17 protein-coding genes are annotated in these 26,481 nt (G+C 42.7%); 8 read left to right on the forward strand and 9 right to left on the reverse strand.

Translation table 11 applies throughout. The features are described from left to right. Positions 1 to 18: 18 nt before the first annotated feature. From AC3D28_RS20090 to pepE, 6 genes are all read left to right on the forward strand, one after another. Positions 19 to 222: a hypothetical protein gene (locus tag AC3D28_RS20090; protein ID WP_488536838.1), complete on the forward strand. Its 204-nt coding sequence runs from the start codon at positions 19 to 21 to the stop codon at positions 220 to 222. Positions 223 to 480: 258 nt separating this feature from the next. Then, on the forward strand, positions 481 to 2,721 hold the full coding sequence (locus AC3D28_RS20095; protein WP_488536839.1) for a hypothetical protein: 2,241 nt from the start codon (positions 481 to 483) through the stop codon (positions 2,719 to 2,721). Between the two features lie 238 nt (positions 2,722 to 2,959). Beyond that, positions 2,960 to 3,814 (forward strand): MurR/RpiR family transcriptional regulator, encoded by an 855-nt coding sequence (locus AC3D28_RS20100; RefSeq protein ID WP_488536840.1) that lies wholly within the window; start codon positions 2,960 to 2,962, stop codon positions 3,812 to 3,814. Positions 3,815 to 3,862: 48 nt separating this feature from the next. Continuing rightward, positions 3,863 to 5,224: a C4-dicarboxylate transporter DcuC gene (gene dcuC / locus AC3D28_RS20105; RefSeq protein WP_488536841.1), complete on the forward strand. Its 1,362-nt coding sequence runs from the start codon at positions 3,863 to 3,865 to the stop codon at positions 5,222 to 5,224. Positions 5,225 to 5,235: 11 nt separating this feature from the next. After that, a complete protein-coding gene (gene pepT / locus AC3D28_RS20110) occupies positions 5,236 to 6,477 on the forward strand; it encodes a peptidase T (protein WP_488536842.1) in 1,242 nt (413 codons plus the stop codon). A 12-nt stretch (positions 6,478 to 6,489) separates the two neighbouring features. Next, entirely contained in the window at positions 6,490 to 7,221 is a 732-nt protein-coding gene (pepE, locus tag AC3D28_RS20115) for a dipeptidase PepE (RefSeq protein ID WP_488536843.1), read from the forward strand. 402 nt (positions 7,222 to 7,623) lie between these two features. Here the strand turns inward: pepE and AC3D28_RS20120 are convergent, their stop codons facing one another. The 5 genes from AC3D28_RS20120 to AC3D28_RS20140 form a co-directional block, all read right to left on the reverse strand. Then, positions 7,624 to 10,623, reverse strand: coding sequence for a chondroitinase family polysaccharide lyase (locus AC3D28_RS20120; RefSeq protein WP_488536844.1), 3,000 nt, complete (start codon positions 10,621 to 10,623; stop codon positions 7,624 to 7,626). 42 nt (positions 10,624 to 10,665) lie between these two features. Then, on the reverse strand, positions 10,666 to 13,785 hold the full coding sequence (locus tag AC3D28_RS20125; protein ID WP_488536845.1) for a chondroitinase family polysaccharide lyase: 3,120 nt from the start codon (positions 13,783 to 13,785) through the stop codon (positions 10,666 to 10,668). Positions 13,786 to 13,810: 25 nt separating this feature from the next. Continuing rightward, positions 13,811 to 15,061: an autotransporter outer membrane beta-barrel domain-containing protein gene (locus AC3D28_RS20130; protein WP_488536846.1), complete on the reverse strand. Its 1,251-nt coding sequence runs from the start codon at positions 15,059 to 15,061 to the stop codon at positions 13,811 to 13,813. Between the two features lie 323 nt (positions 15,062 to 15,384). Continuing rightward, on the reverse strand, positions 15,385 to 16,983 hold the full coding sequence (locus AC3D28_RS20135; RefSeq protein WP_488536847.1) for a sulfatase-like hydrolase/transferase: 1,599 nt from the start codon (positions 16,981 to 16,983) through the stop codon (positions 15,385 to 15,387). A 222-nt stretch (positions 16,984 to 17,205) separates the two neighbouring features. Continuing rightward, on the reverse strand, positions 17,206 to 19,014 hold the full coding sequence (locus AC3D28_RS20140; RefSeq protein ID WP_488536848.1) for a methyl-accepting chemotaxis protein: 1,809 nt from the start codon (positions 19,012 to 19,014) through the stop codon (positions 17,206 to 17,208). Between the two features lie 1,015 nt (positions 19,015 to 20,029). On the opposite strand from AC3D28_RS20140, the gene agaR reads away from it, so the two are divergent. Next, positions 20,030 to 20,809: a transcriptional repressor AgaR gene (gene agaR / locus AC3D28_RS20145; RefSeq protein ID WP_488536849.1), complete on the forward strand. Its 780-nt coding sequence runs from the start codon at positions 20,030 to 20,032 to the stop codon at positions 20,807 to 20,809. Between the two features lie 361 nt (positions 20,810 to 21,170). Here agaR and AC3D28_RS20150 read toward each other — a convergent pair whose 3' ends face one another. From AC3D28_RS20150 to AC3D28_RS20160, 3 genes are read right to left on the reverse strand one after another with little or no spacing between them, the layout of a single operon-like run. Beyond that, entirely contained in the window at positions 21,171 to 22,136 is a 966-nt protein-coding gene (locus AC3D28_RS20150; RefSeq protein ID WP_488536890.1) for an AAA family ATPase, read from the reverse strand. Positions 22,137 to 22,148: 12 nt separating this feature from the next. Further along, positions 22,149 to 22,940 (reverse strand): DNA mismatch repair protein, encoded by a 792-nt coding sequence (locus AC3D28_RS20155; protein ID WP_488536850.1) that lies wholly within the window; start codon positions 22,938 to 22,940, stop codon positions 22,149 to 22,151. Between the two features lie 23 nt (positions 22,941 to 22,963). Further along, positions 22,964 to 23,182, reverse strand: a complete 219-nt coding sequence (locus tag AC3D28_RS20160) for a hypothetical protein (RefSeq protein WP_488536851.1) — start codon at positions 23,180 to 23,182, stop codon at positions 22,964 to 22,966. Between the two features lie 1,005 nt (positions 23,183 to 24,187). Here AC3D28_RS20160 and AC3D28_RS20165 point away from each other — a divergent pair. After that, positions 24,188 to 24,397 carry a hypothetical protein gene (locus AC3D28_RS20165; RefSeq protein ID WP_488536852.1) on the forward strand — a complete coding sequence of 70 codons (210 nt, stop codon included), beginning with the start codon at positions 24,188 to 24,190 and terminating at the stop codon, positions 24,395 to 24,397. A 670-nt stretch (positions 24,398 to 25,067) separates the two neighbouring features. On the opposite strand, the gene AC3D28_RS20170 is transcribed toward AC3D28_RS20165, so the two are convergent. After that, positions 25,068 to 26,135: a replication initiation protein gene (locus AC3D28_RS20170; protein WP_488536853.1), complete on the reverse strand. Its 1,068-nt coding sequence runs from the start codon at positions 26,133 to 26,135 to the stop codon at positions 25,068 to 25,070. Between the last annotated feature and the right edge of the window lie 346 nt (positions 26,136 to 26,481).

Here is a 26,481-nt window from a genome sequence, read left to right on the forward strand (position 1 = left end):
CACCATACCACTTATGAAGTGGCCATCGGACGCGCCGAAGAGCATGTGATTGACCTATTTTACCGCCCGCGATCTAGTGCCATGAAAGGCTTTGAAGTGCTATTCCGCAGTAGCTTCTTCCGCCCAGATCGCCTCTATGCAGGCTCAGGGGCAGACCGATCATCAGACCGTGGCGATATCAATGCGATTAAAGCCATTGTCAGCTACTCATTCAAACTGTAACACCACGCCTTAACTACGAATCAAAGCCAATTATAAGATTGGCTTTTTTCTTTGAAAAACCTGACATTCATCATCATTATCTTTCAAATCAAAAAAAACAACCTTCGAAAATTGGCGTAAATCACATTAATGAAAGCATTAGAAAGCTAATATTACTCTCGATAACATACTACGTAAATGAACAAAGACAACCGGCTCGCCATCCGCTGATTCGCAGTAGAACGGCATCGTTGTTCAACTATATGGAACAAAAGCGATATGACATTCCAACAAAAGACTCTAGCTGTTGTCATTACAGCAACCTTAATAGGCTGTAATGCCGAAGACAACAAAGAACTCCCAAACAATAATGGTAATACTTACCCTCCCATAGCTGCTGAAGTTTCAGTACCTGTTTTATATGTGGGCGAAACGGTTATGGGTACATACAAGTTTGTGGATCCTAACGCCAAACCTCGAGCAGAATCAGGCACTAACTACTTATGGCGCAATTCAGATAGCCAAACTGCAATTATCAACACTCAAGAGCTTGTACTGACTCACGATCTTGAAGGACAAAACCTAGAGTTTTGTGTCACACCACAAGCACAAGGCAACATTAATACGATCGGTGAGCAACAGTGTAGTACACCAAAAACAGTTAAAGGTCCACTAGGCGCAAAACCTGAAGCGCAAAACGTCACCATTCTTAACTCCGCGGCTGCTCAAGTCGGCAACACGCTAGAAGGTAATTTCGATTACTACAACAGTGAAGGTGCCGCTCAAGGTAATTCTAAATTCGCTTGGAAAACCGAAAGCGAAACAGTTACTGATCAAACTGAAAAAACCATCACTCTTAGCAACACGCTAGAAGGTAAAAAAGTGCAATTCTGTGTCACACCAGAGACTGATGCAACGCCTGCTGTAGTTGGTGAAGAGAAATGTTCAGTGCTGAGCGACACCATAACACCCAAACCAGGAACAGCACCCACTGCGATTGTGACAGGCTTTTCTGGTGATGCCTTTGTTGGCGTTGAACTTACTGGTAACTACAACTTTTCTGATGTCGACAACGATCTTCAAGGCGCCAGTAATTTCCGTTGGTTGGCTGACGATGTCGAGATCTCAGGTGCAACACTACAAAATTACACACCAATAAAGAGTGACCTAGGGAAAACGTTAAAATTCTGTGTGACTCCTGTATCAGCTACAGGCACACCAACAATCGGTACTGAAGTATGCTTGACAATGGATGCTCCAGTACAAGAAGTATCAGAAGCGAAACCAACCGCAAGCAATGTTCGCGTTGATATTCAAGCACCCGATACCGATACAGAAGTTGGGGCAACATTGCGTGGTAACTACGATTATTCTCAAGCAGATAGTAGTACTGAAGGCGCATCTACTGCCGTTTGGAAAGTTGATACTGTTGCAGGAAAAAATTGTACCGATGCACGGGCATGTGATTACACCATTAAAGCAGACGATTTAGGGAAAACACTGGATTTCTGTGTCACACCTAAGACGGAATTTAATACAGCTGGTGATGAAATCTGTCTCACAGACAAAGTAAACCCGAAAGGCATCGCAATTAGCGGTAAACTGGAATACGACCAAACATTGATCGCAACGGTATACGGCTATGCTGCAGACGCTGCTCTTGGTGAGTGGAAAGTGGATACTACTAATCAAACTGGCCCTGTAGAAGAAAGCAACAAGACTGTTCAACATACGGGCAACTCATACAAAATAGGTGCGCGTAACAGCATTGCAAACGACCACGCATGGTTTATTGCGCCTGAAGCACTAGAAGCACGTGATTTCATTGGTAAATCAATAGAGTACTGTGTTGACGTTAACGGCACATCAAAATGTATCAACGCTGCAGACAGTGAAGCGGTTGAAGGCGGTCTTTACTATGATGTAACAGATGTAAGCAAACGTGGCATTGAGCCGGTACGTGAGGTTGTCAATGGCGATCTTATTTACCACCGTCCACTCACTGTTGCAGAAACGCAATTGAAAGATAAAGTAGGCTTTGGTGCTAACTTATTAGAAGCCGTAGCCCCACAACCATTCAATGGTATTGACTGGGCAATGTACAACCATGAGCAAGTAGATGTGTATAAGGCATGTACTAACCTATATGCTGACAAAACATGGGCATTGCCAATTGGTAATACTGGTGGTTTTTACGAACCAAACCAATATCCAGAAAATAATGCACCAGATCCTGTCGGAAACTCAAGCATGTCAGACCTCAACGCAAACCAAATGACTTCGAATGAAGAGATTGATCGCTTGATGTCTCCCGTATTTGGCTGGCCTACCGGTACAACAACACCAGTAGACATCAAAACGCACTACATGAGTGCCTCAATGAGAATTACTGAAGATAAGAACTATGGTAAGTTCTGGGCACTACGCATGTATGCCTCAACAAACAGTAATTCTGCAACATTAACCCCAGATTTTGATCAATTTGTGTCTTGTGTGACACCAACCACTATCACCCCTTAATACCATAACGCCCAAATGATCAGGGTGAATATTCATTCACAACAAAAACTCCACCCAAAGGTGGAGTTTTTTATTCTTCCCCCCTATACAGATGTGGATAGAAGAGTATTCAATTCAAATATTTAACTTACATTAAGTGCAATTGTCACACTTTTTTCATGGGAAAAATGCATTCCCTTGAAGGTTTCACGCCATTGATAGGAAAATTGTCCCAATCAGATCTTACAAGTGGGAAAAGATGACCAAGCAAGATTTTATCGATAGCGTCAACGAGGTTGGTGCGCTGACGCCGAGCGAAAAGCTCATTGTTCGTTACTGCATCCAAAACTTCCCTATGCTGCCATTCGCTAAGATGGATGAACTGTGCAAAAACATTGGAGTAGGCAAAGCAACACTAGGACGCTTTCTCAATCGACTCGGTTTTACTGGCTTTATCCAGTTTAAAAAATTCGTCTCGCAAGATTTAGTGCAAGAGCTGAGCACGCCAATAGAACGCGTCTACAGCGCCGATTCCACGCACCCAAAACAAGGTTTCGTTAATCAGCACTTTGAAGAAGTGATGGGCAATATGGAAGAGACGTACAGCACGCTCTCCCTTCCTGATGTAGAACGTGCCGTCGACTATCTGCTTACCCCAAAAGGCAAACTTTACATTATGGGCAGCGCGTCTGCTGAAGCCTTGTCGAACTACTTTTATCTTCTCGCTCGATATCTGCGCAAAGATGTGGTGCTACTCAAAGCTGATGCTTCCACGTTACCTCACCAATTGGTTGATGTGGATGAAAACGACACGTTACTGGCGATCTCTTATCACCGCTTTTCCAACATTACCGTGCGTTGCGTACGTTGGTTCCATCAGCATGGCGGCAAAATCATTACTCTTACCGACCAACAAGTGAACCCGTTTGTCTCTTATTCAGACATCGAGTTTTGTGTCGCTAGCCACAGTGAAAGCATCTTTAACAACCGTACTGCGGGATTTTCTTTAATTGAATTATTGATTAAAGGGATGTCGAGTAACGCAGAAAAAGACCAACGCTTTAGCAGAATAGAAAACACGTTTAAAGAATTCGAAATATTCAATAACAAGTAAACACGCCCCTCTTCTTCGGAAGAACGTCTAAACCCCAAGAGGTGTAACATGATTACCTACCTAGCCTTACCGATTATCTTTTTTGTCGGCTACTTTATTGTTAAAAAATACAATACCCAAGCTGTGCTGCTACTGGCTGGCTTACTTATGATTGCTTTAGGTGTTCTCAGTGGACACGAAGACTTTATGCCCAAAGGGGGCAAACCAACGGGCGCGGTGATTGTCGACTTTTTTGAAGTGATTAAAGTGATCGCCTCTTCGACATTGGCGAAACTGGGCTTGATCATCATGGCTGTGGGTGGTTTCTCGAAATACATGAGTCACATCGGCGCGGCGAATGCGATGGTTCAGATTGCAACCAAACCGCTTTCGCACATCAAAAACCCATACCTTGTCTTGGCAATGGCGTACATCATTGGTCAGCTCATCAATATCTTTATCCCAAGTGCGACTGGCTTGGCACTACTCCTTTTGGTGGCGATGTACCCTGTGCTTGTCGGTGTTGGTTGTAACCCAGCAGCGGCCGCGGCCGTGGTTGCAACAACGGGCTGCTTGGACTTAGGGCCTGCCTCTTCGGCAGCGAACAAAGCAGCGGAAGTTTCTGGCATTGACGTTGCTACCTACTTTGTGAGCTACCAGATGATTGTGGCTGGCGCAGCAATGATCGTGATTGCGATTCTGCACTTTATTTGTCAGCGTTACTTCGATAAAAAAGACGCAGAAAAAGGTGTAGAACACGAGTTCAATCTAGAAGAAAAAGAGCAGCGTCAGGTACCAAAATGGTTCGCGATTCTGCCTGTACTACCACTTTTGCTTCTACTGACGTTCAGTAAATTTGCCATCACTAGCATTCGTATGGATGTGGTCACAGCGATGTTTATTTCCCTCTTCGTTGCAATGGTATGTGACTACATTCTCGAGCGTGACGGCAAAGCAGTAGCAGCGTCTTTGAAAGTGTACCTTGATGGCATGGGCGGTGTGTTTGCTAGCGTAGTGAGCTTGATCATTGCGGCGCAAGTGTTTGTAAACGGTTTGAAATCTATTGGTTTCATTGGCCTATTACTTGACTCTGCCTCTAGCTTTGGCTTTGGTTACCTCGCGATGGTTCTGGTTCTTGTCGGCATCATTATGCTAGTAACCCTATTATCAGGCTCGGGTAATGCGTCTTTCTTCAGCTTCTCGAACCTAGCACCAGATGTGGCGACTCAAGTGGGCGCACCGATTGCCGCCGTCGCGATGCCAATGCAGCTTGCTTCTGGTCTGATGCGTTCTGCTTCTCCGGTTGCAGGGGTGATCATTGCCTGTTCCGCAGTCGCAAATGTTTCTCCAATTGATTTGGCGAAACGTACCGTGATCCCAATGGCAGGCGGCTTAGCAACCGTGCTTGTCGTCTCTCAAATGCTCATTTAGTGGGAGGATGTATGGATATTGTTGATCGCTTTATCAGCTATACCGAAATTAACACAACGACCAATCGTGCTAACGGAGCGGCAGGCATTATGCCTTCCTCTCCGGGGCAGATGGTGTTAGCAAAAAAACTGGCCGAAGAACTAATCGCGCTTGGGGTGCAAGATGTGCACGTGGCTGAAACCGCGATCGTCACTGCGACGCTACCAGCGAATATTGATACTGATGCGCCAGTGGTCTCGTTTTTCGCGCACCTTGACACCAGTGCTGAACAAAGCGCCGACACCAAGGCGCAAATTAAGCGTCACGACAGCGATGCGATTTGTCTTAACCAAGAGCTTGGCATCTACCTCAGTGAAAAAGAGTTCCCAGAACTGGCGGATTACCGCGAGGAAGAGATTCTAGTGACCGATGGCACTAGCCTATTGGGCGCAGACGACAAAGCCGCGATTGCCGCGATTATGGATGCGCTGCAACATTTTCACACACACCCAGGAGAGAAGCATGGCACGGTCAAAATCGCCTTTGTGCCAGACGAAGAGCAAGGCTTACGAGGGGCAAAAGCCTTCGACGTTGATGCATTCGGTGCAGATTTTGGCTTTACCCTAGATTGCTGCGGCATCGGGGAGTTTGTATGCGAAAACTGGAACGCGGGCAACGCGGTGGTGACCTTTACCGGACAATCGGCGCACCCAATGTCGGCCAAAGGCAAGCTGAAAAACTCACTTCTGATGGCACATAAGTTTATTGCCATGCTGCCACCGGGTGAAGCACCAGAATACACCGAAGGCCGAGAAGGTTACTACTGGGTGAAAGAGCTAAAAGGTAACAGTGCTAAGACCGTACTTAACCTCGATATTCGTGACTTCTCTTTTGAGGGCTACAAGCAGCGCATGGCGTTCTTGCAGCAGCTGGCTGACAGTTGTGATGCGCTGTGGGGCGGCGTTGAGATCGACTTAAGTGATCGCTACGAAAACGTGGCTAATAGCCTGCAAGGTAAGAATGCCTATGTGGTCGACATCGCCAAACAAGCGTATGCAAATAAACAAATCGAGATGAAACAAATACCGATGCGCGGCGGCTATGACGGTGCGGTGTTGTCTCAAAACGGACTGCCTTGTCCGAACTTGTTCACCGGTGCCCATAACTTCCACTCGATTTATGAGTATTTGCCGGTGAAATCACTACGCGCCGCGAGCGAAGTGGTACAAGAGGTCATTAGGATCACGAGTGAAAAATCAATTAATCGTAATTAGCGGAGAAACGCCATGAATGTATTGTTATTTAGTAATGGTAAAGTGGCTGGTAATACCTCATTACTTGAGTTTGGTAGTGAGTGGGTTGAAGATACCATCAAGCGCACTGGTGCAAAAAAATTGCTGTTTATTCCGTTCGCGATGATCCGCGGCGAATATGATGAGCGATTGGCGCAATTAAGTAGCGTAGTGGCTCCGTTTGGCGCAAGTATCACCGGAATCCACCACGCAGACGATCCGGTTGAGGCAGTCAAGGCCGCAGACGGATTTATTGTCAGTGGTGGGAACACTTGGGTATTAAACAAGATGTTGCACGACCAAGGACTGATTGGCCCGTTAAGACAGGCGATCTTGAAGCAAGATAAGCTGTACATCGGTTGGAGTGCGGGTACAAACATCGCATGCCCGACCATTCGTACCACCAATGACATGCCGATTATCTCGGCTGCGATCTTGCCTTCACTCAACTTAGTGCCGTTCCAGATCAACCCGCACTATATTGAAGCCAATATTTCTGGGCACATGGGTGAAACTCGTGATGAGCGCATTGAAGAGTTTTTGATCCAGAACCCACATGAAATCGTGGTCGGCATTCCTGAAGGCACCATGCTCAAGATAGAAGGCGAACAGCTGAGCTACCACACCGCCACGGGCGCACCGCTTAAGTTGTTCCAGCATAAACAAGAAGCGCAATACTTTAACTCCGAGGACAACATCCAGGCGTTGATGCAGCAAGGTATTTAGAGTCTATTTCATTAGACTGACGTGCAAAAAAACGGTGATAAATAATTATCACCGTTTTTGGTTTTTCTGCCGATATTGATAATCTTCTCAAACATTGGTCGAGAAAATTAACTTCATTCAAGCATCTCTCTTGTTCTTTTCCTGACTCGAGTTCTACCATCGACGAGCATCGCTTCATAATCTTCAAGTGAGATCATCACTACAGGCGCTTAACTTTTACGCGTAACAATCACAAAGACATGATAATTAAAGACTTTTTAAATTGTCATTCTAAAAATAACGACTAAAAAATATGACATAGCTTTCCAAGAAAATGCTAACCTTGTCTACAGAACGCAAATAACAGACAAAACAAAGCCGCTCACAAGAAGCGGCTTATTCATCTTAAATTTACGTCAGGTTTTACGCTTTCTTCAAGGTAACCTGAATTGGCAGACCATCTTTACACATAAAGGATACGGTCGTTTTGCTGCCTTTCACATCCACTTTCACGTTGCTGTGCTCGTCAGTTAACTCCCAAGCACCGTGCAGTGTCACCATCACTGGAGCGTAATCACTGCGTGTGATTTTATCCATGTTAAGATCTGGGTTAGCCACGCTCAGTTTCAGTTTGTCTTCACCTTCTGGTTGCGTCATCACCAACGATGACGTGCTTACTGCGCGAACGTATTTATCGGTAATGCGTGCAAAACTAAATACAGAGTAACCCGTTGCACCTGTGGCTTTATCACGAACAACGTGAACGTTGCTGTTCTTTTGCACTACTTCGTACACATCGCCAGCTTTCACTTCTTCTGCAACTTGGGCCATTTTCGCTGGTGTTGCATTGAGAATAACGATGTATTCATACTCTGCATTATCTGGCCGAACGCCATGGTTAACCCAAGCGGATTGGAAGTTACCGAAGGTTGGTTGTCTTTTTTGGTTATCGCGAGACTCTTGCGCTTGGCGACGAACTTGGATTTCGGCACCTTTAACGATGTAGTAACCGTTACCCATGCCATCGATTAACCAATCACCTTCTGTTAACGTCGCTTCGTATGGGAACTGAGTGATCATCTCACCATTCACATTCAAAGAGTCCGTTAACTGAGTAATGCCGTGTTGGAACAGCGTTGTTTCTGTTGGGTATTCGCTGTTGTTATTACGGATATCGTTACCCGTGAGTACCAAACGGTTATCAAAACTGAACACCGCTTTCTTCGCTGTGAAGGCAGGGTCAATCACTGGTGCATAACGTGTTGGGTTTTGAAGGATGAAACCAAACGTACCGTACTTACCATCTAAACTGGTTGCGCCGTTAAATTTAACGTTATTTTTCAGCATCGTGGTGTGTGGGTTTGGTGCATCAAGCTGTTCCCAAGGTAGATGGATCGTCGTACCACCCGGTGGGCGGTTCCAATCCCAACCATTTTGGTCGTAACCGTAGTCAGCTTCTTCACCAAATTTATGAATTTGCACCGTACCGTGTGATTGGTAACGACCGTATCGGTTAGCAGGACCACCGCCACCGTAGATCTCTGATGACCACACGTACTTGTTCCAGCCTTTCATGGTCACCATCTTATCGGCAAAGCGGTGAATACCCATTGCTGCGTAGTTAAATGCGGTAAAGCCTTGTGGGTGAGATTCTGGCGCGACATTAGTCTTAAAGATCTTAGCACCATCTTTTTTTGAAAGCTGTTCGATGCGCAGATAAGCACTCGCGAGCTCTTTATCGACTTGATTCGATTCGACTCCCGCTAGGGCTAGATAACGCATTCCTGTCGCCACTTTCTCTACACTCGTTTTAAAGAATGGACGGCGACCAATCGTACCCAAACCAGGGTTGTTGTTACTGTATGTACGTGCCGCTAGCATCACATCTTTCAATACGTGTCGCGCATTGCTAGACAGTTCGAACGGCGTGCCTCGGAGTAAGTATGCAAGATGCCCGCTCGCCGAAAGTGCAGCAAATGAGTAACCTGGGTAGTTTCCTTTGTGACGCCACGCGGTGCCATCTGGACGGAAACCATCTTCATAGCCTACTGGTACTTGCGTCAAGTTAGCAGACATAAAGTCACTGAACTTATTCATTAATGCAATACGCTCATTTTGTTCAGGTACTGTCAGCGTCATAGAAAGTTGAGCAAGCAAGAGTGTATTCAAGTAGTCCATATCCAAGGACTTCTTATTGACAAACATGCCAAAGCCACGTTCGTTAAATTCACGTGAGTACCACAACAAGGCGTCATGCACGGGCTTCATTAAATTTGCTTTGGTCAGCACATCTTCCATTAATAGGGTTGATGCATACCAGTCACGCGATGCATAGCCCCAGTGGTGGGTAGAAATTAGGCCAGAACCTTTTTGGAAACCTTGATCCAAGAGATGCTTAGACATCAAGATATATTTATTGGCTAAGTCACGACGAACCGATGCATCATTGCTCACGAGGTAAGTACGGCCAATTTTGCTCATTAACTCAGAGAACGGACGCAGATAGTAGTAACCATCAACTAACGCTTTATCGTTATCGTTCATGTGTTTTACTTGGTAAATCACTTTTTGCTTTTTGGTGACGATGTGCGGGCCATTGATCACCCCATTCACATCTTGAGTTAGGCCAATTTGATTAAACTCTTCATCAATATCACGCAGCACCTTTGTGCTGGCTTTGCTTTCTTTGATGTAGTAATGAATTAAGTCGTTTTTGATGCGGGTTACGCCAGCAATTTCTTCTGCAGATGCCGTTGGTAGCTCTTTCGGCAGTTTAAAATCGATTTCTGGTACGGTAATCGCGGTGTTCACCGTGTAATCCGACCATTGGTAACGTGCATCATCGACACTGACCATCACTCGGTCAATATAGAGTTGACCCGGTTTCTCTGTTTTTGGTGTGATGCTCAAACCATCTAGGACAGAAGATGGCATGCCATTCATATCACGCTCAACAACAAAGGCCATTGGTCGCCAGCCAGAGAAGTTCAGCTTTGCTTTGGCGGTACTTGAACCAAGTTTGAATTCTAGCTCGCCATCGCTCGCTTCTTCGTTATAGACCCAAGTAGAGAGAACGGTGTAGCCCCAACGCCCCCACTCTTTACGAATGGTTTTGATTGGGTAAAAGTTAAAACTTTGGTCGAAAACAATCGGCGCGTTGGGTTCATAGCTCCAAATAAGCGATTGTGAACCGTTCAAGAAACGTTTTTTCGTTACTTCAACAGAGCCTTCACCATCGATAGAGACATAATCAGGCACAAACTCTTCTTCAAATGAGAGCATCTTCGGCGTCATCATATTGACTTGTTTTTCAACGACTGGCGCGGCCTCTTTCTCTGTCGATTTGGCAGCATCAGCCCATACGTTACCTGACAGTACGATTGAAATCGCGGCAGCTAACACGGTGCGACTTGAAATACTCATGTCTATTCCTTCTAGAGGACGCGGGGCAGACCCCGCGACGCATTATTTAATTTTATTCAGTGTGATTTGAATCGGGTTGGCTTTAACAGTGGTGAAGTTAATCACGGTTGTGTCGTTAACACGCTTCAATGAAGCCGTTTCTGGTAAGCTATCGGCTTGCCAGTGACCTTTCAGAACCAATGAGTTCGCAACAGGTTGAGATGGGCTATGACGCCACTCACGAGAATAGATACTCACTTCTTTCTGTACGCCGTCTTCGGTGTATTGCGATGCTTCTTTACCTTGGTATAGGTTGAGATCGGGGTTCACCATAGCAAGATTAATGGCTTTGCCTTTCTTCTCTACCATCACCATGGCAGGTTTATCCACACTGGCAATCACACCCGATTTGAACTCAGATGGCGCAAAGACCGCGTAACCGGTGGTTTTGCTTGCACGATCAAGAACTACGTGTGCTTTACTGGTTTTTTGCAATACTCGGTAAGGAGCGGCTTTTTTATCTTCCAAAGTACTCGCAAACGTCAGCAACTCTTTCTGGTCGGGGTTGATTAACACCGCGTATTCATAGTCTGCTTTGTTCGGCGCTTTACCATGATCAATCACAGCGGTAGCGAACTCACCCTCGGTGGCAGAACTGTTCTTTTGGTGTAGTGATTGCTGTTTCTGAGCCGCGACTTTGACAACACTGCTGCCCGGAACGAAGTAAGCGTTACCATCAGGATCGATGATTTGCTGATGATCATTTCGGGCCGCCTTCAACGCGCTCTCTGCACCTTGGTAAGCATTACCATTGACCAACATGGTATCGCGCGGTGAACGGATCGCATGTTGGAACAACGTTGTTTGTGTTGGGTAATCTTTTACCTTGGTGACAATGTCACTGCCCAGGGCAACAATTCGGTTGTCGAAGAAGAAGACTGATTTGTTAGCACGGAAAGACGCATCGTATTTAGGGTGACCTTGAAGCACCATGGCGTATAAGCCATTTTGGCCGTTAGACACGGCACCAGCATAAGTTTGCTCAGAGATCAGCATCTCTTCTAAACCTGAAAAACGGTCAACATTGAGTAAATGTGCTTCGAGCTGATCCATTGGAAGCTGAACAGCAGTCGTACCAGGCCAACGGTTCCAATCCCAGCCATCATGGCTGAACGCACGAGTTTTACCGTCGGCGTCCATGATCTCCAATCGACCATAGTTAATGTAACGTCCATAGCGGTTTGCGTTGGCATATGACTCATGGCTTACCAAGTAACGACTGAAACCACGCGCAGCAGCAACCCAATCATCTCGGCGTTGAATGCCCATGCTTGCATAGTTCATTGCCCAGCTGCCTTCTGCTACTGAACCCGCTTTAAAGCCTTTGTCGCGCAAGAATTGATGGAACGCGTCTTTCTTTTTGCCTCTGGTCAAACGCAGGTATGCCGACGCCATATCTGGATCAATTTCTTTCGCACCATCAGGCGTGCCTGCCATGGCCATATGTTCGAATGGTTCAACAGAAATGCCTTGCGTTCCGGTTGGGTGTCGACCCGTAATCGACATTAACGTTAATCCGTCATTACTCCATATTTCTGTCATCGCGGTGGCTTTTTTCAGCGTTTCATGAGCATGTGTATCGATCGCATATTTTGTACGAGCTAACGCTTCAACCACTGGGGTTAAGCCCGTTAACGCCCCTTTACCGTAAGCTGGGTAGTGTTGAGAGTGGTGGTAAATGGAACCGTCTTGCTTAAAGCCACCACTGAGACCATATGAAGTTGAGATAGACTTAGACAACCAGAAACCAAACTGTGCCAACAGCATGTCGCGTTTTTTAGGATCGTCTTGCATCAAGAAGCTGTACAGCATGCCACGCAATTGTGTGTTCATGACATCGACGTTGAAGCTGGTCATCTCTTCTACTGGTCGGTAAATGCGCCCAGCGCCAGAGAACCACGTCATCATCTCTGTGACGTCTTTGCTTAAACCATGCTTTTGCAATAGCTCGCGTGATAAGTAGTGTGCTTGGAATAGTGCACGTAACGTATAGCCAAAGTGATGCGCCGTGCCAACACCACTTTCTGCGGTGTAGCCTTGTGTTAGTGCATAACGCGTTAATTTAACGTATTTATCGGTCAAGTTGACGCGAGTGTTATCGTCAAGTTTGCCTTGCAATGCTCGCGCGATATCAAGCATTAGATCACCATAACGCCGCAAATCAGCGGTATCAAACACCACCTCAAACCCATTCTCATCCAACAAGCCTCGATTAATGCCCTTGTCGAGGAACAGTTTCAAACGGTTTGAGTTATCAAGCCCCTTACCCACAATAACGCCATCCACTTCTTTGAGATCGTAAGCGGCGTATTTCTTTTCAATCTCGGCTAAAGCTGCTTGATCGTTATTTAGCACATCACCAAGGGCAAAGGCATGTAACTTCTCATGAATATCGTTAATAGAACGAGGCGCTTTCGCGGATGAAGTTGCTTTGGCACTGGCATGCTGACGATCTTGATATTTGTTAATAAAACCATAATAACGGTGCAGCGCTAACCAATGTTGATTTGGTGCCGTATCGCTTGCTAAGTTAACAAACGGCACTTGCGCATCACGCGTTGACCAACGCGGGTCAACAGGAATGCTCACCATCACCTGGTCAAGATAAATAGTACCCTTCTCTGCCATGTCAGCGGTATCGATCACGAGCTGATCCATGCTTTCAGTGGCTTTACCTGTCATGTCTTCGAATGGGATCATGATCTGACGCCAGCCTTCGAAGTTCATATTCACATCAAAGTAAACTTGCGTCTTGCCGTCTTCGTTGAATGAAAAACGCAATTGGCCTTTGTTCGCTTCGGTGTTGTAAATCCATGTGGTGAAAGCACTGGTCGATTGGTCTTTACCGTTGGCTTCAAAGTTTTTGTAACCAACAGGTTGATTAAAAATAAGCTTACCTTGACGTTCAAATTCCCATTTAAGACCGGTGTCGCCATCTTTATGGAAATCATTATTTAAGCTCAGCTTCCCTTTTTCCGCTTGAATGGGCACTGGCATACCGTGCTCAAAAAAGTACATGTGCCCCGCCGGCTGCAGGTAAGAGGTGGTATCTACGTCTGTCGCCATCGCTGCGCCACTTTGTAGCGCCGCAAAGACTGCAAGAGGCAGTAATTTAAATGTCATTTTCATCTTCAATACAACTCACTCATTAGAAAGAGTACGCACCACGGCCATAGAACATGGTAGTTTCTTGTGAATCACTCCAAGAGTACTGAGCCCCTAAATTGAATGAAAAGTTGCTGGCGGTTTCCCAAGTTAAGTCAAGATTTGTTTCATAAAACATGTCATCTAGTTGGGCAACAGGCAGGGTAAAACTTGGACCTCCGCTAACTAAGCTCACTTTAGTCGATGCGATGTGGTCGAGAATTTCCTTTTTTGTCTTAAATTTCGCTTGGGCAGAGAAAATACCGATATTGGTGGTGATACTGTTCGCTACTTCTATTCCAACTCCGACATGCAATGCTTCATGTTCTTGCTTGTCATACCTCAGTGCCGCAATAGAACCACCGACCAAGTTATTTTTTCTATCAACAACTTGAACTTCTTGATAACCATCAATACGAACGAGTTGGTAATCAGTATAAACCGAGGGAATAACAGTGAAAGAACCGACATATAGGGGGTAATACAGATCAGTATTTAAACCATAGCTATCACCACCATAAGCCGCATCCGCAGCCGTGAGGCCAGAATAAGAGGCGCCACCAGTAACATGACGCTTACCTATATAATCAGACCAACCGACGATACCTTGTGCGGCAAGGTACATGTCATCAAATTTAAATAGACCATGTAAAGCAGCATAATAGTTCTCAATATCAAGCGTTCGGTCTGATAAGCGATTTTCTACGTCTGTTTTTTGATGGCTAAATGCTAAGCCAACGATACTGTCACTTGAACGCATGAGATCGTAGCCAAACGCAACCCCTCTGGATTTTGAGTCATAACCGTCATAACGGTTATTCCCATCATTCGTAACATACTGACTTGAATCCGTACCTAAAATCGATACCCACATGGATGTATTTCCATAGTCGCCTAAAATAAAATCTGTGGATCGTTTACGTAAGGTATTTGAAAAAAGGGATTGTGATGACATCACACTGTATAACGCAGCACCGCTTCTGTCTGGAGTAAGCGAACTAGCGAGTTCAGCCGCTTCTTCGTTGGTTAATGCTGAATTTAATAGATTAAGAAGTTCAGCATTTTCGGTTGGATTAAGATTAGCGAACTCATAAAGAGATTTTAAAAAATAAACCTCAGATGCATCCGCACCACCGCTGCCCGCTAAGCCAACAACTTGGTCATTCGCTGATGCACTTGTAAACACAAAACCAATCGATGTTGCGAGTGCCAATTTGACTAAATTACTCAACTTAGTGTTTTTTTTCACCGACATTCTTATTCACCCCTTGATGATAAGGCCATAATTTTAAAGTTGCGGGGGTGGTAGTCCTTACCCTCAACTTACGAAGATAATCAGTATATTTACAAATACTTTCGATGTAAGTGATCTGGGTAATAATTTCGTATAAACACTATAAAAAAACAAAAAAGGAAAGAGTTCGAAAACATAAAGTTCTATAGTTTTATCGAACAGAGAAAGTTATTCTCTGTGGATTAAGCCTCAATGATAATTAAATTCATACTCTAATGACCGCAAGATACATGCCTTATACTAACCAAACCACAAATCTTACGGTCATTTAATTATGTAACTTGTTAACTTAAGAAGTCTGGGACGTCATTTTGCTCCCAATCGCGTAAGTGCTTTTCCAAAAAGTCCCCTTTCCCGAAATCTTGCATACCGTAAGGCAGGCGATTTTGTGTCGGGATCCACACTTTAAGTTGCTCAATCACACCCTGATATTTTGACTGACTCGCTAGGTTAGTGTGTTCATTCGGGTCGACCTTGTGATCATACAGCTCTTCTGAACCATCACGATATTGAATGTAACGATAACGCTCATCACGCACCGCATGGTTTTTATAACCCCATGTCGTCACCGCTGGCTTATTACGTTTAAAGTCTGGATTATTGATAAAAGGCGTTAGGCTTAACCCCTCGTTAGAAGGCACTTCTGGCAAGCCACACAATGAAGTAATGGTTGGGTAGATATCGAGCAGGCTGACAGCTTCTGAATACTCGACACCTTGCGTCTGTTTCGGCATTTTGATCACTAACGGAACGTGAGTCGACTCTTCCCATAACGTGTTTTTACGCCAATTTCGGTGTTCACCAAAGTTTTGCCCATGATCAGACCAAAGCATCACGATGGTGTTATCTTTATGTTTACTTGATTCAAGCGCATCTAAGACTTTACCGATTTGTGCATCCACGAAGGCAATACAAGCAAGGTTGGCGCGCACAAGCTCTTTCCAGAACGTTGGACTCACTTTCTCAACAGCCGCCTGATCGCCACCTTTGATGGCGCCCATAGTCATGGCTTTACCGTAAAGTGGGATATCTTTCATTTCGTCTTCGATGATGTCCGGCATCTCAATTGATTCAAGCGGGAACATATCAAAGTACTCTTTCGGAGCCGTAAAAGGCACATGCGGTCGAATAAAGCCTACCGCTAGAAAGAAAGGTTGCTCATACTCTTTGTGCAGCTGTTCTGCCGCCCAATGCGCGAAGTATTCGTCCGGCATTAAGCCACCCATCGGGATGTCTTTGCGATCCAGTGATCCCCAACACAAGGACTTCCCTTTTGCATCCGGCCCAAACGTTGTCACTATTTGACCACCATCTTTCGGGAACGGGTAATATTTGTGATCATTCACACCATAACGTCCATACCCAAAACCACGGTCGAGATATTCTTGGTTTTTGATCTCATATTTTTCTTGTTCTACATGCCACTGTTTCTCTGCACGATAATCCGACGTGCCATGGTGGAAAATTTTGCCACACGCCATGGTGTGGTACCCACTCTGCTTAAAATACTGTGGCAGAGTCGGAATTTTTCCCATCACTTCTTCAGCAATCTCTGGGAAGTTTTTCAAGCCAAGCTCTCTGTTGGTATACCACCCCGTTGTGGTTGGGGCCATCCCAGACAAAATGGCATTGCGCGAGGGGCCACAGACTGGCACGGCGCAGTGCGCATTCACGAAATTATGGCTCTTTTGCATCAAACGATCGATATTAGGCGTTTTCGCTTGAACGTGACCACGTAACCCACCAATCCAATCATTTAGATCGTCAATCGCAATAAAGAGTACGTTGGGCTTTTTAGATTGAGCGTTAACTAACGGGCTTAAGGTTAAGCCGGCTCCCAACGCTCCAGTAGATTTAAGAAAATTACGACGTGAAATGTCCACTTGAACTCCTTGGTTTAAATTCTACTTTGTTATTAAACACTATACCCAACCACCTCAAAGCGTCTGGCCTACAGAGACGACAACAATAATAATCACTGTGCAGTAACAGAAACGTTTATTGACACAGTTATCATCTATAATGTCTGCAAACCAAAACCATTCGGACTGCGCATATCATCGCGAGTCCGAACGTCGTCTTAGATTTATTTGGATATAAAAAGATTAGGCAAGATGAAATTGAGAAACATGTTGATTGATTTCACCCTTACAAGCGGCTAATTCCTCTGCGGTTTTTTCTAGCTGCTCTGCGCGTTCAGAATAACGTCGAGTAATATCGACAATGACTTGCATGCTTTCGTTAAACGACTCAGCAGTAACATTTTGTTCAACCGCCGCTGAAGATAAGTTAATCGCTTGATCCGCAACATTGCTCACCAAGCCTTGAACATTCGTTAAATGTGAACCTATGTCATTCACCTGCTGGTGAGACGAAGACATCGCATTGCGACTTTGCTCCATCACCTCGACGGCTTGAGAAGCGTCTTCACGCAGTGAGGTAATGATGGTTTTAATCTCCTGGGTCGAGCTTTGCGTTCTTTGCGCCAGTAAACGAACTTCATCAGCCACGACGGCAAAACCGCGACCTTGCTCTCCCGCACGTGCTGCTTCAATGGCCGCATTCAAGGCGAGTAAGTTAGTTTGCTCTGAAATGCTATTGATCACTTCAAGCACTGAACTGATATTTTCCGTCCCTTTCGCTAACTGCTCGACTACGGTTGAGGCCCCCATGATGTTGTTATCAAGCGTTGTAAAGCCTTCGATCGCTTCATTAGTCACTTCGTTACAACGGTTAATCAGCTGCTGACTCTCGCCCGCACTTTCTGCAACTTCAGAGACACTACCTGTTATTTCACTCATGGTTGCGGTTAGCTGCGTCATCGCCGTCGCAACCAGCTCTGATTCAGATAATTGTTTTTTCGAACCGTTATTGTTTTCCCTGGCCATCACACCCACATCGCTCGCGATAGTATTCAGTGAGCCAAGGTTATTACTAATATCACCCACCATAGCGCGTAGAGATTTCGTCATATCATTAATAGCGACGGCAAGGCTTGCCATTTCATCTTTACCGTTTGTCGGCAAATGATGATGCAGCTCTCCAGCCGCCAAACGCTTCACAATGCTGATCGTCGCATTGACAGGGCTCACCACAGAACGGGTAATGACCAAGCCAATAAAAAAGCTCGCAATAACGGAAAGCAAACAAACCACAATACTGACTATAGAGCTAAAGCGTTCTGCCTCATCCATTTGTGTTTCAATGTTACTAGCTAATGTTTTCGCACTATCACGTACTTTTTCAGCATAATTTCTCATCACTTCGCGTGTGTTAACGAGCTTAGAAACATATTGAGAAACTTGGATTAGCTCGTTTCGATATTCAGCAACTTCGTTTCCAGATACCATTGCATTACGCTCCCACTCTTCAAGTCGGTGCATCCACGCTTCAATCAGAGATGGTTCTAACTGCAATTCAACCTGCATTCTCGCTTTACTTAATTGTATTAAAATCAATTGTGCACGGTCAGATAAAAACTCACCCGCCCACTTTTTTTCAACTTGTTCAAGTTGCTTATTTATGCTTTGAACCTTATTCATTTGTTGATTAAAGTTGTCAAACTCTTGCCCATAATCAACACTTGCAGATTCAAATGCTTCCACTAATTCACGATTATCTGAGTGTGTAAATATATGTTTATTATCAATAAAGTTATTTAAATTGACTTTATGCCACTTTTTAAAACGCTCGGCATAGATGGGATCTCGTGTATTAAGATAACTGTTTTCCAATACTTGCAAGCCAAAAACTTCACGTACGCCAACATGCGCTTCAATCAACTGGCTAACTTGGCTCTCCGTAACCGATCGAGATCGAAGGCCTTCTCCATAAATCACTAACGACAATAGGATGATAATGGCAAATCCCGCCCCTAGTCGTTTAGCAAAACCATACTGGTTCAAATGAAACATCTGATTTCCTCGTTAATCTAATCAATAAAAAACTAAACACTTCTAATGCCACACTTCTCCAGCGCATATTATAAACCTGTTAAATAACATCGAATTATAACGTGTTATTTATCAAATCTGTGTGATTACATGCACAAAACGAAAACAAACGAAAACAAAAGCAACTCAGCAACAATCCTAACTCTATAACCAAAAGAAACTAAAAGAAAAACTTTGTTCGTTAAATTTTCGCATTAAATTAATATTAAGAATCAGTATTTTAAAAACATTAGATGACGAAGAGGGGATTGTCTTAACCTTATTTTAAAAACTCTTTACAAAAGAACAACAGAAAGCGCCTCGGCTAGATTGGAGAAAAATGATAGACCTCGTAGATTAACCGTTTGGATTTACTAACATTCTAGCCACTCACCTCCAATGATTAATAAACACGCAAAATAAGACTAGGTTTAAACCAAAAAGCAAAGTAATGGCTAATAAATCAACCGCATATATTAATGACGTGAAATTAATAAAGAAGGAAAAAGCAGAGTCTTTAGAAAAAAAGAATTAGGGTAGATACCACTACTCATTAAGCCATTGATGTACCGGAGAGCAGAATTTATGTGAATAAGAATACTCTTCACTATGCGATGCATGATGAGGAAAAGTGCTACCTGTCACAATATTAAAACATTCAGCATGGTTCAATTAACTGAACTGAAAAACTGACATTATTTCATTTTGAACAGTGACTTATACAAAAAATTACGTTTACATTCAGAGTCCAAACCACTGTCATAAACACCAGTTTAAAGAAATAACAAAGTGTTTTTCCAACCTACTTGCTAATGATATTGATCTAACAAGACGTTCCTGAATAGCGAATTGAATATGACTAGCGTACTTTGTTTAGCAAATCTTAAAAAATTAATTAGCAAGCTATGGACTTGTCGTTATGTTACTTTCGATTTAATATACAATCCCTTTGTTAGAAATAAAATGAAAGTTAGTTTCATGTTATAGGAGTAATCCAATGAAGACGGCTGTCGAAAGACGCAATGAAATTGTGGAACTAGTTAATTCTATTGGTAAAGCCCGTGTAGAAGACCTAGCCTCTAGATTTAATGTATCAAGTGTTACAGTTCGTAGCGATTTATCTTTCCTTGAAAAGAATGGCTATATCGTTCGCTCACACGGCGCTGCAATACCTAACTCAGGACTAATTGCTGAATTATCGGTTCATGAAAAACGCCGTCACAATTCAGAGGGTAAAGCACTCCTAGGTAAGGCTGCAGCAAAGCTAATCGAAGATGGTGATACTGTAATTCTCGACTCTGGTACTACAACGTTAGAGATTGCTCGCTATTTAGGTAATGTGGAAGATGTTGTAGTGATGACTAATGGGCTTGATGTGGCGATGGAACTCTCATCAAAAACAAGTGTAGAAGTTTTAATGACAGGTGGGGTACTTCGAAAGAAAGCAATGTCTTTTTCCGGACCGAAAGCGGAGTCTGGATTAAAAAATCATCGCTTCGATAAAGTATTCTTAGGTGTAGATGGTTTCGATATAAAAGCAGGCATCACAACATACAGTGAACAAGAAGCATCACTCAATCGACTGATGTGTGAGGTATCAGACAAAGTGATCGCTATAGCTGATTCAAGTAAGTTTGGCAAACGCAGTTGTCATATGATCCGAGCATTTAACGAGATTGATACGCTAATTACTGATTCAAACATTCCAGAAGAATACTTGAAAGAGCTTCAGGATCAAGGCGTCAACGTGATTATTGTACAAACACCCGCTCAATAAACCTTACCCACTGTTGCCACGGTCGAAATTCTATTATCGACCGCTGAGCATAACCTAAAGCGGTTCAGGACGTTTCATTGGTGTAGTTAATGTCTTCCATATAGGGCCGCCTAACGTTATTCAAATCTATTTTCTCCCCTACTAATACTAAGCCCCTTAAGTTTTTCTTCCTGTTACTTTTCACAAGCACTTAGATAAAGAGATCAAAGCACAAGACCTATGTAAGAGTTTGAATGCCAGTCCAATTTTTGGCTTCTAGGCATATGGAAGTCTTAACGTAATCGCTTTAGTAGGCCGAAGTCCTCCCCCCTAAAAAACACTGAGCCTACATGGTATTGCTATCAACAAAGCCACTGTACATTTAAAGGACACCTCTAACGCTTCCGATGTCCTCTTCTTCTGGTTCAGCTTTAATTTGGATCTCTCTTGGTTCGTCACTAACACGTCTTCTGTTTCGTGTCTTTTTTTTCGTCGGCTGGGTTGTCACCTCTTGTTCTGCGTCATGAGGCATGTTGGGCAAACTTGATGCATTTGAATCTTTACTTCCTGTTTCTGTACTGCTGAACAAACCAATTTTGTTTGAAACCAAGCTTATAACTCGAGCTTCCGGCTCAGGGATGTAGTTGTGCTTAAGATAATGCAGTTGGATTTGATTATTATGTTTTTTTAAGCCTAGTAAATACTTGCTTAGGCGCATAACAGTGGTTAATCCGGCACCAGAAGCCATTGTCAGATCGTGCGTTCCTCTAATATCCGTTTTATTAACATGGTGAATTAGTAAAATAGCGGCCCCGGATCGTACCGCAAGACGACGGATTGTGTTTTTAATTAAACGATCATGCTTAACTTCATCGCACTCACCAATGGCCTCTGAAACAGTGTCTATGATGACAAGCTTATAATTAGAAAAAAGCTCGTTCAATTTTTCTAGATGCTGAACATTTTCCATCATAATTGAACGTTCTGATTCCGCCGGCACAACAATTGGCGTACTGTCGCAAACGAAGTTGAGGTTTTGATTAACTTCATTTTTTGCTTGTTTTGGTAAGTAAGAAAAGTATTGACTCATCCTCTTTGCTACTTCGTCTTCTCCATCTTCCGTGCTAAAAATTAAAGTTGGTATCGGTGTTGAGCCCGACTTTAAGCCAATAAGCTGATAGCAACTTGCAGCTTCAATAGCAATACTGAACGCTAATCTTGATTTACCCATTCCTGGAGCGGCTATCAGCATGCCAACATGTGCCGACTTTAGCCCATTGAGAATCATAGGGTGTTTTGGTGGGTTTTGAGAAAGCTCTACCAACTGATCACAATTTAGAATTTTCATCACTTGTCATCCTTATAATTCATTCATTGAGTTGTTAAGTGCGTACATTTTCCACTCACCTAGTTCATTCTTTTTTATATAAACACCGAAATCAGTGGCGACATCATTGGCATTTTTAATGACATGATTACGAATTGCCGCCAGCATTTTTCTTGGGTTAGAGATGCTAACTGGTATGGAGTTGATGTAGAGCTTAATTAGCCAGTCTAGTTCTTTTCCGTGCAAAAATTTTGGTTTGTGCGTTCGCATAAACATAATAAAAGAACGTAAAGATGGAGTACGGTACTTAGCCATTTTGTGATGATCGAGTCGATAGGCGTATCCAAAATCGCGAATTGCTGCTAGTAAGCGTTTATCAACGACTAAGAAAAGATGGTTAGTTTTATCTTTAGATGCATCCGCTCGGGTTACTTTAGAAGGGTCATGATAAAACCTGATATCTTCAACAAACCTCACTAAGCGCTTATTTATCCTGCTGTCACTTTCATTAAGCTCATATACATAAAGAAATGCACTCGTAAGCTGCATTAGTCGGCGCTCAATTAAAGGATAACTATCCGCGGGGTTAGAATAGCCAAGTTTTTTACTTAACTTGTAGAGCCCAATGGACAGAACAACGGATGATGAATCACTAATAATATCAAACTCATCGTCTTTCGCATTTGCTTTAGAACCATTAGGAATTGTTGCGTACACATCTTTCCACTTTATAGATGCGCCAGCTTTATAAGACTCTTCACTAAGTTGTATTGTGTCAGCGAAAGCTAATACCGCTTCAAGTACATCCTTATGTGGTTGTAACAAATAGTCACCATGTAAATTCACTTCTAATCTTTTTCCGTAGGATTTGATGACAGTAGACCCAAGTGGATTTTCAGGATTTGTCCCCCCGATTCAGCAACCTCAATGAGTTTTTTTTCCATACCTTTAGTTAATCTATTGGCCGGATAGAAGATCGCTGCACGCGAATACAAAAGAGAAGATATAAAGCTGTTTGCTCTTAGCTCTTGAATGGTAACTTCTAGATTATTTTTTAATTCATTCATAAAAATTAACTTAGTATATGGAGTTTGAGTTACTAAATACCAAAAAAAATTCACCATCTTCGCCACTGTGACAATGATCAAACTTTATAAATCATGGATTTAGTAACTGCTCAAGTTACGTAGTGTAACCCAAACTACCCACAGACTCACACAAGTGTAACCTAAACTATATACGTTTTCTTGATTTGTAACCCAGACTACATAGCAATCGTAACCCAAACTATATAGTAACGTAACCCAAACTCTATACCTCGTAACCCAAACTATATAGCAACGTAACCCAAACTGTATATCACGTAACTCAAACTATATAGTAAACGTGCGCTCTCTAGGATCTTTAAGGATCTATAAGACCTTTAAGGTCTTATAGATTTATATCTTCGCAGAATGAGTTCTGCTTGATGCCCCAACAACAACAAAACATATTGAGAATATGTTCCGTTGTCGTTGAGGTCGTTTTCGAAAAACTTTGCTTTTGGATCTTGCATTTAAATACATCGGGTTACGCTTGGTTAAGACTTGGAGAAATGCTCAATAACATTCGACAAATCCTGCAATATGAAATGTGATGGTAGTCCAATAGCGGTATGTGAAGCAGGGACAGGAGTAGGTTGTTAACAAATACTTACCTCTGTTTATGATCAATGACAAGAACACTTAAATTAGAGCAAGAGACTGCACTATTTTCCTTCCAACCAACTAATGACGACATTATTATTGTAGCGAATCATGCTCTAGTTGCTGCGGACCTGGCGCTAAGTACTACCTTCGGCAGAAGATGCAATGTACGTGTTCGATGAAGCGCATCAATTACCAAGTATCGTACGTGATGAGTCAGCTGGATATTTCGGTGTACAAGGTTTTGGTGAGGTTTGAATACGTTTGCCCCTTTGATAAATAATAATCGCTTTGTTTGGTGATGAAGGCAAATTAGCAAATGACACGATAAAAGAATTGTTAAAACACCTGTCTGATTATATGAATGCGTTAATGCTTTGATGTGAGGTGATATATAACAAGGAAAACGGCACTGAAAACGGCACAGTGAGGTTTTTGCACCGCTACCTACCCAACTCATTGAATGAACGCTTAATTCCCGTTAGAGACGAGCTGAAAGCGATTTTGAAACAGCTGTCCAAAATTCGAGACATGCTCAAAGATGGAGAAAAGGATGCTGTGGGTACGTTGTCTGTTGCTATCGAAAAAGGGCTTTAATAAATTGGCTTTTACAGCTGGCGCTTATCGACGCGCTTGATTGTTTAACTCTTCTGTTATTACACAGAGAAACGGGGATGCCGCTAGCGAAATCTTAATCGGTGACCAATTTAAGTAAAGTTTATGGAATAACAACAGCGCCGTTGTGCTGCTCTCAGCTACTTTGCCAATTTACTTGTATGAAATTAAATATTATTTTTTTTTGAGCATTTGTTTGGTTAATAAAGGAAAAATGAATTTATAGTTGTTGTGGATAACTGTGTAAATCTTTGATTTTCCAGTTATCCACAACAACTATAAGGATCTATATTTAACTATATAATACTATTTTATCTATAAAACTATAAAAACTATAGAAACTATAAGTCTTTGATTAATATGGTTTTTATTTAAATTTCTGATCATATATTAGGCGTTTATGTGATACTTTTAAGGTCCTTATGATCCTATCTTAGGTGTTTATGATCTTTTTCTAGGTGACATGATGACACATCTTAGGTGTTTATGATCTTATATTAGGGCTATAAGTAACATTATTTAGGTGTTTTCCCATTTACGCAGACATATTTAGTTTTATCAGTCTTTTGATTCATTACATGTATGGTGAATTTCCTATAAGTAACATTTTTTAGGTCTGCATAATGCTTTAGCACCTAAAATGTGTATTGCATTAGTAATCAGGGTTGTCACTTAGTTGCGAAAGTGTCTCGATTTTGTTAATTAATGAATCAATTTCGTCTTCTTTTTTCGGTTCATCTTGGTTGAGATGCCTTTTTGATAAGCTTTCTTCTACTTTCAGGGCATGTTCTTCTTTACCAATATATCGGTATGCTATAGTTAACGCTTCTAGCTCTGTCTCGCTAAGACGGACTTGATTTTGTAGTCGTTTTAATTCAAGTTCTCGAATGGTTTTTAATGCATCATGTTGATTTAATTCATCAACAGTTCCCAGTTTTATCCAGCGAAATAGAAACTTAATTCCCGTTATTGTTCGTCCTTTTTTAATGACTTCAAAGCCTTTGTGTCCTTGTTCTCCTTCTAAAAAAAGAAGTTCTTTGCTGATCTGAGGATGTTCGGAAAGTTCTGTAATACTTTCTCGAATGCAGCGTTTCATAAATACACTATTATTTTTGAATGAGCTTTTATCTTTCTTCAATTTTCCAGCTTCGTCAAGGAGGCCAAACACGCCTTTCAGCTCACTCAGTTTTTGTATATGCATTTCAAAGCCTCTATCTTTGAAGCGGCTGAGGAGTTCGTATAAACGCTTGGAGTATTCCTTTTTAACATCAAAGAAATTACGTGTATTGATTAGAGCAAAGCCTTGATTATACTCTATATACTCTGATTTAAGCATGTCGTTAGGCACCATGGTAAGTACACCATTCTTATAAGCAAGGTGCTTAAAAAGTGGTCGGTAATCGAACTCTGTGTCTCCTTTCGAGGTCTCGAATTTTATGCCTATTTTTCTACTTGCGAGACGGTTAGCTACAGGACTTAAGTTACTACCAACGTGTTTTGATTCCACCCCTAACCATTCTGATAGCTGGTGAGAAGTAAATTCATAACTAGGAGTGGTTTGATCCCAATCCGTTGCTTTCATATGCGCTATCATCAAAGCAAACATATCCGCTTCTCTTGCAGATAGGTCTTGTCGGCTAAAAACTAATTGATGACCTTTCTTAATGTGTTTAGGTAAGTTGTCGCTTACAACAGGGTAAAAACACTCTTTATAACTCATTTAACCAAGTCCATAGATGACACTATTTAGTTAAGTATGACGTATTTTAGGTACTAGATAAACTGATCACCTAAATAGTGTCATTTAAAATGACACAACAGAGATACTTCTTTCACGTTAATATTTTTACTTGTTTCTATGCTTGAACATAATGTGTATGAATCGGAATTTGATTCTTATAGGGTAGACGATTTGTACTAGATTGTGTTTATCCCATTGAAAGTTATCATTATTCAGCCTGAATATTGACAAATAATTCCATAATTATTTTAACAAAGCTTGGATCACTTTGTTTTGTTAGCTTAACTTGTCTAGTTTCACATAGGAGAAACCCTATATAAAAATT

This window comes from Vibrio sp. TAP-3B (assembly GCF_057784735.1).